Raw genomic sequence first — 13503 nt, 5'->3', positions numbered from 1 at the left:
CATCGGTGAGGCGGCGGCCCCAGGCGTACGAAGCCGGGCTGGTCGGGGAGAAGCGGAGTAACAGCGCCTACGAAAGATCCGCGGGCCGGGGCAGGCGTGGCGGCTTCCAGTCGTTGATCCAGCTCTCCGCGCGAGCCATCGCCGACGGCGAGGCCAGTCGCAGCACCGCGGTGCGCACGGCGGCGCCGACGGGGTTGCGCAGCAGCGGCCCCAGTGAGCCCGCGCGGATCGACGTCCGCCAGACGCGCTGGCTTCGCGGGCGGCGTAACGCGTCGTACTCGCGCAGGCCGGCAGCCACGTCGGAAGTGTCGGCCAGGCAGGCCGCCAGCACGACCGCGTCCTCGATGCCCTGGCAGCCGCCCTGGCCCAGGTACGGCGGCATGGCGTGGGCGGCGTCGCCGAGGAGGGCGAGGTGGTGGTGGGCGTAGGAGGGCAGCGGGGCGGCCAGGTGGCGCAGGTCGTGGTGCAGGACCTCGGGTGAGGAGGTGATCAGGGTGCGCCACGAGCCGTAGCGCGAAAGCAGGTAGGCGCGCGGGTCGGCGTGGCGGACGCCTTCGGGACGAGCCTCGGCGATCCACCAGTAGACGCGGCCGTCGTGCAGGGGGAGGACGCCGATTTCGGTGCCGCGGCCCCACTGCAGGCTCAGCTCGGTGCCGGGCAGCTCGGCGACGCCGCGGAAGGCCGTGCCGCGGCTGTAGGCCACGCGCGACCGCGGGTACAGCGAGGTGCGGATCGGGCTGTGGATGCCGTCGGCGGCGACCACCAGGTCCGCGCGTACCGCGCCGGAAACGTGCGTCACCAGGCCGTCCGGGGTCCCCGACAGCACGTTGACGCCCGTGTGCAGGCTCGACGAAGGCAGCTCGGCGCACAACGCCTCGATCAGGTCCGCGCGGTGGATCGCGGCGAGCGGCAGGCCGTAGCGCTGCACGTACGCGTCCTGGCCCCACGTCGCGAGCCGGCGGCCGTGCGGGTCGAACAGGGTGCCGTCGCGCTGGGGCTGCAGCGGCGCGTCCACGCCCAGCTCCGCCAGTGCCCGCTGCGCGTTGGGCCAGATCGAGATCCCGGCGCCGATGGCCGAGAACTCCGGCGCCCGCTCGTACACCGTCACCTGCCAGCCGGTGCGGTGCAGCCCCACGGCCGCGCTCAGCCCCACGATGCCCCCGCCGATCACGACTGCGTGCCGTGGCTCCATGACCGCCTCCTCTACGTTTGTAGAGGACTCTACACCTGTAGTGTGATGATCGTGGACAGGATTTCGGCGATCGGCGACGCGGCCATCGAGGTGATCGCGGCCGACGGCATGCGCGGGCTCACCCACCGCGCCGTCGACCGGGCCGCGGGGCTTCCGGCGGGCTCGACGTCGTACTACGCGCGCACGCGCGCCGCGCTGCTGGAGCTCGCGATCAAACGGATGGTGGAGCTCGACCAGTCGGACATCGACCCGGCCGCGAAGGACATCGCCGAGGTCCTCGCCTCGACAGTCCACGCCGCCATCACCGTCGGCCGCTCCCGCATGCTCGCCCGTTACGAGTTCGCCCTCGAAGCCACCCGCCGCCCGGAGCTGCGCGCGGCCTACGACTCCGGCGGCCTCGAAATCCGCGAGCTCTGCGTCGCGCTTCTCGGCGCCGCCGGCTCCACGAACCCGCAGCGCCACGCCCGCGTGCTCCTCAACTGGCTCGACGGCTCGATCTTCGACGCCCTCGCCGGCACCGGGTCGACAAATCCCCCGGACAAGGAAGAGCTCGCCGAAGGCGCCCGCGCTGTCCTCAACGGACTCGGCATCCCCAGCGCGCAGTGAAGGGCCCCCGAGAACGAGGGCCCTTCACCGAATCCGATCAGGCGTCCCGCCGCTTCAGCACCGAAGTGCCGAGGAACAACCCGGCCGCCGCCCACACCAGGCAGATCAGCACCCCCACCCAGGGCGAATACGGCGAAACCCCGCCCAGCAACGGGTTCGTCTCCCCCGCGGGCACCATCCCGTTGAGCCCCGCGAACGCCGGGAAGTAGTTCATGATCTCGGGCGCCACATAAGCCGAAAGCAGCATCGGCAACGGCAGCAGCAGCACCATCGTCACCACGATCGTCCCCGCCGCGCTGCGCAGCGCGAACCCGATGCCCGCGCACAGCACCCCCAGCAGCGCGAAGTACGCCCCCAATCCCGCGGCCGCCGCGAACCCGTCGCCGAACGTCGTCGTGAGCGCCGCACCCGGCATCAGGACCGCCGCGGTCGCCATGCCGAGCAGCGCCACCACCACGCCGTACGCGAACAGCACCGGCACCAGCACGGCCGCCTTCGCCAGCGCCAAGGTCGAGCGCACCGGCACCCACTGCAGCGTCGAGCGGATGCTGCCGCTGGCGTACTCGCTCGTGACGAACAGCGTGGCCACCGCGATCACGCAGAACTCGGTGAGGTAGATCGAGCCGTTGACCACGATGTCGTGCGGGCCCTGCGGTGGCTCGCTGTCGCCGAACCGTTGCGACAGCCCGGAAACGCCGCTGTAGAGCAACATCAGCAGCACGCCGCCCGCGAGGCTCCACCACGTGCTGCGCACCGACCAGAACTTCGTCCACTCCGACGCGACGGCCCCCGAAAGCCCGCCCCCCGCGCGTACCTGCGTGGTCGTCATGCCGTCACCCCGTATTCCACCGACGAAGCGGTCAGTTCCATGTACGCCTGCTCCAGCGAAGCCGTCCGCTCGCCGAGGCCGTGCAGCCGCACACCGAGCTCGTGGGCGAGATCGCCGACTTCGCCGACACCGGCGCCGGTCACCACCAGCTCGTCGGCCGCGCCGGGTTCCACCGCGGCACCCCGCGTGAGCAGGTGCCGCGCGAGCGTGTCGCGCTCGACCGGCGTCGGCACCCGCACCGAGACCGAGCTGAGCGAGTTGCCGGCGATGAACTCGTCGACGGGTGCGTCGGCGAGCAGTTTTCCCTTGCCGATCACCACGAGGTGGTCGGCCGTCAGCTGCATCTCGCTCATCAGGTGGCTCGACACGAACACCGTGCGGCCCTCCTCGGCGAGCGAGCGCATGAGCTGGCGCACCCAGCGCACGCCGTCGGGGTCGAGGCCGTTCACCGGCTCGTCGAACATCAGCACGCCGGGGTCGCCGAGCAGCGCGCCCGCGATCCCCAGCCGCTGCCCCATACCGAGCGAGAACTGGCCCGCCCGCTTGCCGGCGACGTCGGTGAGCCCGACCGTCGCCAGCACCTCCTCGACGCGCGCCGCAGGAATGCCGTTGCTGCGCGCCATCGCGAGCAGGTGCCGCCCGGCGCTTCGGCCCGGGTGCAGTGCCTTCGCTTCGAGCAGCGCGCCGACCTCGCGCAGCGGGTGCTTGAGCTCGGCGTACGGCTTGCCGTTCACCAGCACGCTGCCCGCCGTGGGCCGGTCGAGGCCCACCGTCAGGCGCATGGTCGTCGACTTGCCCGATCCGTTCGGCCCGAGGAACCCCGTGACGCTGCCGGGTGCGACGACGCACGTGAGCCCGTCGACGACCGTCTTCTCCCCGTAGCGCTTCGTCAGTCCGCGAAGCGTGATCATGTGCCCTCCCATGGGTTCGATCCCTTGGGTAGGAAGTCTGCGATTCGAAGGGCACCGCGGGCATCGGACTTCCGGCTCGCGCGACCCCCGACCTTCGACAGGGGTCAGCGTGCCCGGCGGGTGGTGTGGCGCGTCGGCTTGGCCGTCGCGGGGTCCTCCGGCCACGGGTGCTTCGGGTAACGGCCGCGCAGGTCGGCGCGCACGGCCGCGTACCCGGTGCGCCAGAACGACTCGAGGTCGGCCGTCACGGCGGCGGGCCGGCCGGCGGGGAGAGCAGGTGCAGCAGCACGGGGACGCGGCCGTCGGCGACGGTCGGGGTGGCGGTCCAGCCGAACGTTTCCTGCAGCTTCACCGCGAGCACGGGCTGGTCGGCGGTGTAGTCGACGCGGTGATGCGAGCCCGACGGGACTTCGAGGCGGTCGGGCGCCAGCTCGTTCAGCCGCGCGGCTTCGGGCCACGGCAGGAGGCCGCGCAGAGCACTGCCGGCGTCGACCGTGGCGAGGTCGGCGCGGCGGCGGGCGCGGGAGAAGTCGAGCCAGGTGTCCACTTCGGACAGCAGAGTGTCGTCGTCCACGGCCGGCCACGGTGCGCCGAGTACGCGGTGCAGGAACGCCATCCGCTCGCGCAGGCGCCGGCCGTCTTCGCTCCAGCGCAGCAGGCCCAGGCCTTCGGCGCGCAGGCCGGTGACCAGGGCTTCGTGCACGAGTGCAGGTTGCGGTGAGCGCAGCGGACGTTCGGCGAGCACGATCGCGCCGAGGCGGCGCACGTGCCGGGCCACCACGTCGCCGTCCCACGCGACCTCGTCCACTTCGGACACCAGTGCGGGCGCCGCGCGTACGGCCAGGGTTTCGTCGGCGACGGCGGCGAGCCGGATCGTGCCCTGCACGCGGCCGGGGTCGCGCGTCGCCTCGCCGACGGCCAGCCACTGGGCATCGCCGAGGCCACTGCCCGTGGGGAGTTCCGCCGCGGTGCCGCCGGCCATGAGGTACACGGGCGCGCTGCCCGTCCGACGCCTCGCGAGCCGTTCGGGATGGGCCAGGGCGACGACCAACGCGGCGTCGGGCTTGCCCACGCTGCCGGGGGATTTCACCAAACCCGAGAGCCGCCGGACCTCCGTTTTCCACCGCCGCGCCGCGTCGTCCGTGCCGCTGCGCAGGCGGCGCAGCTCGGCCTCGACGTCGGTGAGCTGCGCCCCCGCGTCGAGCAGCGCCACGACCTCGGCTGCCGCGCGCACACCCACCGCGGCGGAACCGTCGAGCAGCGCACGGGCGAGGCGCGGGTGCAGGCCGAGGTCGGCCATCCGGCGTCCGCGCGAGGTGATGGTGCCGTCCGCGGTCGTCGCACCCAGCGTGACCAGCAACGTGCGCGCGGCGGCCAGCGCGCCCTCGCCCGGCGGATCCCACCACGCCAGCCCGCTGCCGTCCGGCGTGGACCAGCACGCGAGCTCCAGCGCGAACCGCGCGAGCTCGGCCGTGCGGATCTCGGGCTCGGGGTATGCGGGCAGCGTCGCCTGCTCGTGCTCCGGCCAGCAGCGATACGCGCGGCCCGGCGCTTCGCGGCCCGCGCGGCCGGCGCGTTGCTCGGCGACAGCCGCGGACACGCGCACGGTCGCCAGCCCGGCCAGGCCGCGCCGGTGGTCCACTCGCGGCACGCGGGCGAGCCCGGAGTCCACAACGGACCGCACGCCGGGCACGGTGAGGCTCGACTCCGCGACGGCCGTGGCCAGCACCACGCGCCTGCGGTCGCGGGGCCGCAGTGCGTCGTCCTGGCGGGCGGCGGTGAGGCGGCCGTGTAGCGGTAGCACGTCGGCGTCGAGTGAGCCCAGGTGCGCGGTCGTGCGGGCGATTTCCCCGGCTCCGGGCAGGAACGCGAGTACGTCACCGTCCCCTTCGGACAGTGCCAGCCGGATCGTCGACGCGACCGTCGCCTCGATCCGCGCGCCGCGGGCGGGCGCGCGGTAGGTGAGCTCGACGGGGTAGGTGCGGGCGTGCGCGGTGACCACCGGCGCGTCGCCGAGCAGCTCGGCGAGCCGTCCGGCGGCGACGGTCGCCGAGGTCGCGAGCAGCCGCAGGTCTTCGCGCAGACCGGCGCGGACGTCGAGCAGGAGGGCGAGCAGCAGGTCGGCGTCGAGGTGGCGTTCGTGGCACTCGTCGAGCAGCACCGTCGACACGCCGGCCAGCTCGGGGTCGTTCTGCACGCGCCGCACGAGCAGGCCCGACGTCACCACCTCGATCCGCGTGCGCGGTGACACCTTCCGATCGCCGCGCACGGAGTACCCGACCGTCTCGCCCACCGGTTCACCCAGCAGCGCGGCCATCCGCGAAGCCGCGGCGCGGGCGGCCAGGCGGCGCGGTTCGGCGACCACGACGCGGCCGCCGCCGTTCTCCAGCGCGAGCGGCACGAGCGTGGTCTTGCCGGTGCCGGGCGGCGCGACCAGCACGGCGGTGCCGTGGTCCGCGAGCGCCGCCAGCACGTCGGGCAGCACCGCGCGAACGGGCAGGTCGGGCAGGTTTTCCAGGCGGTTCACTGCTCGGTGATCTCCGGCGGCTTCGGCAGCGGGTAGTTCGACGGGCCGATGTTGGCCTGCAGCGACCGCAGCCAGTCGCCGTCCGAGACCATCTTGCGGATGGCGTCGTCCACGGCGTGCTGGCCCTCGGTGTCGCCCTTGCGCAGGCCGACGCCGTAGCGCTCGGTCGAGAACGGGTGCCCGACCACGCGCAGCAGCTCGGGGTCCTGCGCGACGTAGCCGGCGAGGATCACCGCGTCGGTGGTCACGGCGTCGACCTGGCCGGCGAGCAAGGCCGTGACGCAGTCGGGGTAACGCGGGTACTCGACGAGCTGCACGGCCTGCGCGAACTTGTCCCGCACCTGCTGCGCCGGGGTCGAGCCGGTGACCGAGCACAGCCGTCGGCCGTTGAGGCTCTCCGGGCCGGTGATGTCCGACGACGTGAGCCGCACCAGCAGGTCCTGGCCGGTCACGAAATACGGCCCGGCGAACGACACGAGCTGCTTGCGCTTGTCGGTGATCGAGTACGTGGCCACCACGAGGTCGACGCTGCCGGAGGTGAGGTCGGACTCGCGCGTGGCCGGCGTGGTCTCGTGCCACGTGATGTGGGCCGGGTCCACGCCCAGCTCACCGGCGACGAACTCGGCGACGTCCACGTCGAAGCCCACGAACCGGCCGTCGATCGTGCGCTGTGAGAGGCCGGGTTGGTCGAAGCGGATCCCGATCGTGAGGTGGTCACCGTCACGCGCGCGTTTGACGAGCGAATCGCCGGGCGAAACCGTCCCCGGACCGCAGGCCACGCACGTGACCAGCAGAAACAGGGCGGTGACCACCGCGCGAACTCGCATGCTCGCCTCCCGTCGGTGGGTGTTGACAACTCACGAAGTTCTCAGGTCTGGCGGCTAGCCTAAGCGTGTGCGACGACTGCCCCAACCCGCGCTCGACACCATCGGCACCCTCGCCCGCCTCGGGCTCGCGGCCGTGTGGCTCGTTTCGGGCGCCATAAAACTGGCCTCGCCGGGGCAGACGTTCATCGCCGTGCAGGCCTACGATGTGCTGCCGAGCGCGCTGGTCCGGCCGGTCGCGACCGCGTTGCCGCTGGTCGAGCTGGTGCTGGGCCTGCTGCTGCTGTTCGGGCTGGCCACGCGCTGGGTCGCGACCGCGGCGCTGCTCATGCTGGCCGTGCTCGTGGCGGGCATCGCGCAGTCGTGGGCGCGCGGGCTGAGCATCGACTGCGGCTGCTTCGGCGGCGGCGGGCACGTGGCCGCGGGCCAGACCGAGTACCCGCAGGAGATCCTGCGTGACACCGGGTTCGCGATACTCGCCGTGTGGCTGATGGTGCGTCCGCGCTCGTTCTTCTCGGTCGACGGCTGGCTCGGCTGGGGCCGGCGGCGCCCGGCGGTGGAGGATTCCGCTGTGGAGGATTCTGCGGAGACCGGGAGCTCCGCGACGCTCGCGAACCACGCGGGCATCGTTGAAGGGAAATAGGAACCGTGGGTGAAGCAGCGCGGAAGCGCCAACGCCAGGCGCAGGCCGCGAAGTCGGTCGCACAGGCGAGGGGTGCCTCGAGCGAACGCAACAAGATCATCGCCATCGTCGTGGCGGTCGTGGTGGTCGCCGCGGTGGTGATCGGCGGAGTCGTGTGGATCAACTCGAGCAAGAACTCCACCGAAGGCACGGCCATCGCGCCGACCACGTCCACGACGCTCGGCCCCGGCGTGGTCGAGAAGCTCGACGGCGTGGTCGTCTCCGTCGGCAAGCCCGGTGCGCCCAAGACCATCGACCTGTACGCCGACTTCCTGTGCCCGTACTGCAAGCAGCTGCAGGACTCCTACGGTCCGAAGATGGAGCAGGCGGTCAACAGCGGCCAGCTGACCGTGAAGTACCACATGGTGACGCTGCTCAACGAGAACTCGGACCCGCCGGGCTACTCGCTCGACTCGGCCAACGCGGCGCTGGCCGCCGTCTCGTCGCAGAAGTTCACCGCGTTCCACGACGCGCTGTTCAAGAGCCAGCCGGAAGAGGGCGGCCGCGGCTACGACAAGGCGCAGCTGATCAAGCTCGGCCACGACCTGGGCATCACCGACCCGAAGTTCGACCAGACGGTGAACGCCGGGACCTACGACAAGCAGATCCAGGCCGCTTTCCAGCAGACGGAGAACGACCCCAACCTGGCCCAGGACTTCCCGAACGGCGCGCACGGCTTCGGTACGCCGACCGTCGCGGTCAACGGCAAGGCCATCTCGACCCAGGGCGACTGGCTCACCGGCGTGCTGAACGGCACCGGCAGCTGACCACCTGATCCGGTCATTTCGCCTGTCCGGGCACAACCCGTCCGTTAACCTGGCCCTCTCGGCTCAGGGGAGGGGCGGGTTGTGTCCGGTTTTCATTCTGGTTTTCACGCCGACGACGGCGCTTACGAGACGTACGCGCGCCAGGTCGACCCACTCGGCGACGACGTCCGGCAGGCGGGCTCGCGGCACCTCGCCCCGCACATGACGGTCGGCTTTTCCGACATGGGCCACGAGTCCGGCTTCTCCGGCGCGTATGGCGCGCGCATGCGTTCGCTGCAGGAGCGGCTGCACGCCCTCGGCGGCGGGTGGCACCAGGTCGGCGAGGCCGCGCGGCGCACGCAGGGCAACTTCGCCGCGGTGGAGGAGGAGCACGGCGACGCGCTCCGCAGGCTTCGGTGACGGCCGAGGTCGAGCAGGTCGTGCGCGGCGGGCTGGACACCACGAACCAGTTCGCGGCCAAGCTCAAGCACGACCCGGGTGCCGTCAACGGCGCGCGTGACGGGCACGTGGCGCTGCGGACGTCCGTCGGCCAGGTGCGTGATCAAGCCGGCTCGCAGCGCTCTCAGCTCGCTGATTCCGCGTCCGGTTACACCGCCGATCGCGCGGCCGCGACGTCGCAGCGCCTGGAGAAGGAGATCCAGGACCTGCTCGACGAGAGTGCCGAGATCGAGAAGGCCGTGGCCGCGGCGGCGGAGACGCTGCACGTCGGCGAGATCCGCAACGACCAGGTACGTGACCAGATCGTGCGCGAGATCGCGGCGTCGATGAAGGCGCTGCAGGCCGTGAACGGCATCCAGCCGCCGGAGAGCCGCGCGGCCGCGGCCCGGCAGATCCTGCTGCAGCTGCAGACGAAGATCGGGCAGCTCACCGGGCAGGCGGCCACGTTCTCGGAGCAGACGATCACCCAGCTGACCTCGCTGGGCCGGCAGCTGGGTGGTTCCGACGCGACCACGACCAGTTCGGCGTCGTCGACGCACGTGCCGCAGTCGTTCAACAGCAACGGCGCGCACACTGGCGGCGGTGGGGGCGACGGCGGTGGCAGTGGGTTCGTCGGGAAGCCCCGCCTGCCGGTGGCGATCCCGCCGCAGCCGGGCACGGGCGTCGACATCAACCTGCCCGGTGGGCGGACGGTGAAGGCGCCGAACGAGACGGCCGCGAAGGCCGTGCGCGCCGCGTTGTCGCAGCTCGGCGTGCCGTACGTGTGGGGCGGCACCGCGCGCGGGCAGGGGCTGGACTGCAGCGGGTTGACCATGACGTCGTACCAGGACGCGGGTTTGCAGCTGCCGCGCACGGCCCGGCAGCAGACCGTGGGCGCGGAAGTGCCGTCGATCGACCAGCTGCTGCCCGGCGACCTCGTGGTGTGGTCCGGCCACGTCGCCATGGTGATCGGCGACGGGCAGATGGTCGAGGCGGGTGATCCGGTGCAGGTCAGCAAGATCCGCACGACGAACGCGGGTCAGCAGTTCATCGGTTTCTACCGGCCGACGGGGTGAGGATTTTCGTGGCTGAGTTCGATGTCGGTCTGGAAGCCGCGCGCATCGCGGACGCTTCCGCGCGCGCCGGTGCGGAAGCGTCCGCGCGGTTCGCGCGGTCAGGCCCGGTGGTGGGCAAGGCGGAGTCGCACGGGGTCGCCGTTTCGGTGGCGCCTGGCGGTTTACTGGTGGGGCTGGCCATTTCACGGAGTGCCTTGCGGTCCGGCTCGGACGCGCTGGCTTCGTTGATCATGGAGCTTTCGAACCGCGCCACCCGACGCGCGGGCGACCGGATGAACGAGGTCCTTTCGCCGGTGCTCGACCAGGAACAGCTGGCGGCGCTGGGATACGAACGGTTGGCCGAGGATGATCCCGATGCCCAGTACTCGTGAGCTGATCGAGCAGGCCCGCGCCCGGGAGGCCGCGCTGTCCCAGGTCGCCACCCTGATGGCCGACGCCCGCGGCTCGGCCCACGCCCTCGACGGCACGGTGGAGGTCACCGTCGACGCCCTGGGTGCGTTGCGCCGGCTGTGGCTGGCGCCGTCGGTGATCGACGCGGACCCGTTGCGGCTGGCCGCCTTGATCCTCGAGGTCACGCAGCTGGCGATGGTCGAGGCCACGCAGGACTGCTACAACAAAGTCGCGCTCCAGCTGGGCGAAGACGTGACGCTGCTGATCGAACAGCTCTCCGGCCAACCCGCCCCGGCGCGCTCCCCGGACGACGACCCGGGCATGACGGTGGAGGAGTTCCAGCGCCTCCGCTCTGAGCGGTTTGCCCGGCCCACCCGACGCCCTTCCGCACGATCCTCCGCCGAGGACGACGCGTATTTCGACAACGCGTCGCCTTGGTCCGACTAACCCCGCGCCGGCAACTTCGCGCACAACGCCTGGGGAAACTCCGGCCGCGCGGCGCGGATTTCGTCGCAGGTCCCGGTTTTCGTGCCGTTCTCCTGCTTCCAGCCGCGCGGATCCCACGAGTAGACGACGCGCTGCACCGGCCCGGCCGCCGGGACGCAGCTCGTGTCCCCGGCCGGGCAGTCTCCGACGTGCCGGTTGAGGTCGAGTACCAGCCACCGCCCGTCGCACGCGGGCACGTCGCGCACCCCGTGCAGGTGTTTCACCGGCACGTCCAGGTCGAACACCGTCCGGTCGACCCACGCGTCGGCACAGTGATCGGCGGGCGGTGTGCAGCCGAGGAACTCGTCGCAGCGGGCGAAGGTGGCGCCGGTGCGGTGCCAGGGCTCGGTGTTCAGTACCAGCGCGCGATTGCCGATCGGGGCCGCCGCGGTGAACGGGATCTCCGCGGGTTGTTTGGTGGGGAACCGCCGTAGGCCGAATTCGACGAGTCGAAGAAAACGTTGGCGTGGATGGTGGTGGCCAGCTCGTCCGGTGTTTCGGACATCGTCTCGACGCGCGGTGAACGCGAGCAGCCGGGCCCGCCGCCGGGAAGCATCACGTGGATCAGCACCGAGGCGGGGTCCGGGCCGGGGCGGATGCCGTCGACCGGTGCGGCGACCGTGATCCAATTCTGCGGGGCAGTCGAAGCAGCGGGTGCCGTCGCCGTCGTTCGCGAAAAGGTGTAAACGACAGCGCCGATCACCAGCACGGCGAGCACGATGAGCGCGGGTGCGATGAATTTGCGAGTCATGGTCCCTCCCCAGGCCGAGGCCCAGATTAACCCGGTACAGCCGTATTGTTCGCCCTTTCGGCGGTCCCGGTCACCGGCAACCGGTTTGTCCGCAAGGTCTGGACCACTCGTGAAACCTGTGTATTAATTCAAGGCGTGAAGTTTGGTCTCTCGACGAGGAGTAGCCGGATGCGCGTCGGTCGTTCGATCACGTTGGGGGTGCTGGCGGCGGCGCTGACGGTGAGCGCGCACGCGCCCGCGCTGGCCGGGAACCAGCCCGCGTACAAAGATGCGCGGCGGCCGGTTTCGGTGCGCGTCGCGGATCTGATGAAGCGCATGACGCTCGACGACAAGCTCGGGCAGATGATGCAGGCCGAACGGCTGGGCGTGAAGTCACCGGCGGACGTGACGACGGGGCGGCTCGGGTCGCTGTTGTCGGGTGGCAGCTCGCAGCCCACGCCGAACACGCCCGCCACCTGGGCCGACATGTACGACGGCTTCCAGAAGGCCGCGCTGGCGACGCCGCTGGGCATTCCGCTGATCTACGGCGTCGACGCGGTGCACGGCCACAACGGCGTGTACGGCGCGACCGTGTTCCCGCACAACATCGGGCTCGGCGCGTCCCGCGATCCGAAGCTGGTGGAGAAGATCGGCCGCGCCACGGCGGAAGAGGTGTCCGGCACGGGCATCGACTGGGACTTCGCGCCGTGCCTGTGCGTTGCGCGAAACGACCGCTGGGGGCGGACCTACGAGTCGTTCGGTGAGGTGCCGCAGCTCGCCACGGAGATGACGTCGATCATCACCGGGCTGCAGGGCCGTTCGCTGGGCGGGCCGGCGTCGGTGCTGGCGACGGCGAAGCACTACGTCGGCGACGGCGGCACCACCGGCGGCGTCAACGAGGGCAACACGCAGCTCAGCGAACAGGAGCTGCGTGCGATCCACCTGCCGCCGTTCAAGGAGGCGGTGAAGCGCGGCGTCGGCTCGGTGATGGTGAGCTACTCGAGCTGGAACGACGTGAAGCTGCACGCCAACAAATACCTCGTCACCGACGTCCTCAAGAAGGAGCTCGGGTTCGACGGCATCGTCGTCTCGGACTACAACGGCGTCGACAAGATCGACGGCCAGACCGGTTTCACGCCCGACGAGGTCGAGGCGTCGATCAACGCCGGCATCGACATGGTGATGGTTCCGTACGACTGGCAGAAGTTCATCGACACCCTGCGCACCCTCGTGCAGGACGGCAGGGTACCGATGTCACGCATCGACGACGCCAACCGCCGCATCCTCACGAAGAAGTTCCAGCTGGGGCTTTTCGAACATCCGCTCACCGATCGGCGTTACCTCGGCACCATCGGAAGTCAGGAACACCGCAACCTCGCCCGCCAGGCGGTGCGGGAGTCACAGGTGTTGTTGAAGAACGAACACAACGTGTTGCCGCTCGACAAGAGCCGCAACAAGATCTTCGTGGCGGGCAAGAACGCCGATGACCTGGGCAACCAGGCCGGCGGCTGGACCGTCGGCTGGCAGGGCACGTCGGGACCGGTCATCCCGGGCACGACGATCCGGCAGGGCATCGAGAAGACCGTGAAGCCCTCGTCCACCGTCACGTTCAGCAAGGACGGCAGCGGGATCGACAAGTCCTACGACGTCGCCGTCGCCGTGGTGGGGGAGACGCCGTACGCGGAGACCAAGGGCGACCGGCCGGGGGACATGGGCCTCGACGCCACCGACCTCGCGACGCTGCAGAAGCTGCACGACTCGGGCGTGCCGACAGTGGTCGTGCTCGTGTCGGGCCGTCCGCTGGACATCACCAAGCAGCTGCCGGACTGGGCCGGCCTGATCGAATCGTGGCTGCCGGGCAGCGAAGGCCAGGGCGTGGCCGACGTGCTCTTCGGCGACTACAACCCGACCGGCAAGCTCCCGGTCACCTGGATGCGCAGCGCCGACCAGCAGCCGATCAACGTCGGCGACGGAAAGCCCGCGCTGTTCCCCTTCGGCTACGGGTTGCGCTACCACCAGCGTTTCCCGTGGTGATGCACCAGAAGTAACCCTTCCTCCTCTCCCCA

Annotated in this window: 14 protein-coding genes and 1 pseudogene; 8 read left to right on the top strand and 7 right to left on the bottom strand. The window is 71.1% G+C overall.

What is annotated here, in order from left to right:
* Positions 1–67 precede the first annotated feature (67 nt).
* Positions 68–1192, bottom strand: coding sequence for an FAD-dependent oxidoreductase (locus QRX50_RS01155; RefSeq protein ID WP_285970143.1), 1125 nt, complete (start codon positions 1190–1192; stop codon positions 68–70).
* A gap of 108 nt (positions 1193–1300) precedes the next feature.
* Between QRX50_RS01155 and QRX50_RS01150 the strand changes: the two genes are divergently transcribed.
* Complete coding sequence (locus QRX50_RS01150) at positions 1301–1798, top strand: TetR/AcrR family transcriptional regulator (protein ID WP_434533397.1); 498 nt, start codon at positions 1301–1303, stop codon at positions 1796–1798.
* A 37-nt stretch (positions 1799–1835) separates the two neighbouring features.
* Here the strand turns inward: QRX50_RS01150 and QRX50_RS01145 are convergent, their stop codons facing one another.
* The 4 genes and pseudogenes from QRX50_RS01145 to QRX50_RS01130 all read right to left on the bottom strand — a co-directional run bounded on the left by QRX50_RS01145 (position 1836) and on the right by QRX50_RS01130 (position 6892).
* On the bottom strand, positions 1836–2627 hold the full coding sequence (locus QRX50_RS01145) for an ABC transporter permease (protein ID WP_285970142.1): 792 nt from the start codon (positions 2625–2627) through the stop codon (positions 1836–1838).
* On the bottom strand, positions 2624–3538 hold the full coding sequence (locus QRX50_RS01140; protein ID WP_285970141.1) for an ATP-binding cassette domain-containing protein: 915 nt from the start codon (positions 3536–3538) through the stop codon (positions 2624–2626). Before QRX50_RS01140 ends, QRX50_RS01145 begins: the two co-directional genes overlap by 4 nt.
* A gap of 104 nt (positions 3539–3642) precedes the next feature.
* Positions 3643–6065 (bottom strand): annotated as a pseudogene (gene hrpB / locus QRX50_RS01135) (ATP-dependent helicase HrpB).
* Entirely contained in the window at positions 6062–6892 is an 831-nt protein-coding gene (locus QRX50_RS01130) for a glutamate ABC transporter substrate-binding protein (protein WP_285970140.1), read from the bottom strand. The pseudogene hrpB and the gene QRX50_RS01130 overlap by 4 nt, the downstream one beginning before the upstream one ends.
* Positions 6893–6992: 100 nt before the next feature.
* On the opposite strand from QRX50_RS01130, the gene QRX50_RS01125 reads away from it, so the two are divergent.
* The 6 genes from QRX50_RS01125 to QRX50_RS01100 all read left to right on the top strand — a co-directional run bounded on the left by QRX50_RS01125 (position 6993) and on the right by QRX50_RS01100 (position 10668).
* Positions 6993–7532, top strand: coding sequence for a MauE/DoxX family redox-associated membrane protein (locus QRX50_RS01125; RefSeq protein WP_285974773.1), 540 nt, complete (start codon positions 6993–6995; stop codon positions 7530–7532).
* Positions 7529–8338 carry a DsbA family protein gene (locus tag QRX50_RS01120; RefSeq protein WP_434533396.1) on the top strand — a complete coding sequence of 270 codons (810 nt, stop codon included), beginning with the start codon at positions 7529–7531 and terminating at the stop codon, positions 8336–8338. The genes QRX50_RS01125 and QRX50_RS01120 overlap by 4 nt, the downstream gene beginning before the upstream one ends.
* An 81-nt stretch (positions 8339–8419) precedes the next feature.
* Positions 8420–8737, top strand: coding sequence for a hypothetical protein (locus QRX50_RS01115; RefSeq protein WP_285970138.1), 318 nt, complete (start codon positions 8420–8422; stop codon positions 8735–8737).
* Positions 8734–9831: a C40 family peptidase gene (locus QRX50_RS01110; protein ID WP_285970137.1), complete on the top strand. Its 1098-nt coding sequence runs from the start codon at positions 8734–8736 to the stop codon at positions 9829–9831. The genes QRX50_RS01115 and QRX50_RS01110 overlap by 4 nt, the downstream gene beginning before the upstream one ends.
* Positions 9832–9839: 8 nt before the next feature.
* Positions 9840–10202 (top strand): YbaB/EbfC family nucleoid-associated protein, encoded by a 363-nt coding sequence (locus QRX50_RS01105; protein WP_285970136.1) that lies wholly within the window; start codon positions 9840–9842, stop codon positions 10200–10202.
* Positions 10186–10668: a YbaB/EbfC family nucleoid-associated protein gene (locus tag QRX50_RS01100; protein WP_285970135.1), complete on the top strand. Its 483-nt coding sequence runs from the start codon at positions 10186–10188 to the stop codon at positions 10666–10668. The genes QRX50_RS01105 and QRX50_RS01100 overlap by 17 nt, the downstream gene beginning before the upstream one ends.
* Here the strand turns inward: QRX50_RS01100 and QRX50_RS01095 are convergent.
* Both QRX50_RS01095 and QRX50_RS01090 read right to left on the bottom strand, forming a co-directional pair.
* Positions 10665–10952, bottom strand: coding sequence for a hypothetical protein (locus QRX50_RS01095; protein ID WP_285970134.1), 288 nt, complete (start codon positions 10950–10952; stop codon positions 10665–10667). The two genes, QRX50_RS01100 and QRX50_RS01095, sit on opposite strands and share 4 nt — an antisense overlap.
* 107 nt (positions 10953–11059) lie before the next feature.
* Positions 11060–11458: a hypothetical protein gene (locus tag QRX50_RS01090; RefSeq protein WP_285970133.1), complete on the bottom strand. Its 399-nt coding sequence runs from the start codon at positions 11456–11458 to the stop codon at positions 11060–11062.
* A gap of 168 nt (positions 11459–11626) precedes the next feature.
* Between QRX50_RS01090 and QRX50_RS01085 the strand changes: the two genes are divergently transcribed.
* The gene (locus tag QRX50_RS01085) at positions 11627–13471 is read left to right on the top strand and encodes a glycoside hydrolase family 3 protein (RefSeq protein ID WP_285970132.1); all 1845 of its coding nucleotides are present in this window, start codon (positions 11627–11629) and stop codon (positions 13469–13471) included.
* Positions 13472–13503: the final 32 nt, after the last annotated feature.

Origin of the sequence: Amycolatopsis sp. 2-15 (assembly GCF_030285625.1) — a bacterium.
In the GTDB taxonomy this organism is placed as follows: domain Bacteria; phylum Actinomycetota; class Actinomycetes; order Mycobacteriales; family Pseudonocardiaceae; genus Amycolatopsis; species Amycolatopsis carbonis.
The sequence above is the reverse complement of the archived record's forward strand: the minus strand, read 5'-3'. Positions and strand labels throughout refer to the sequence as shown.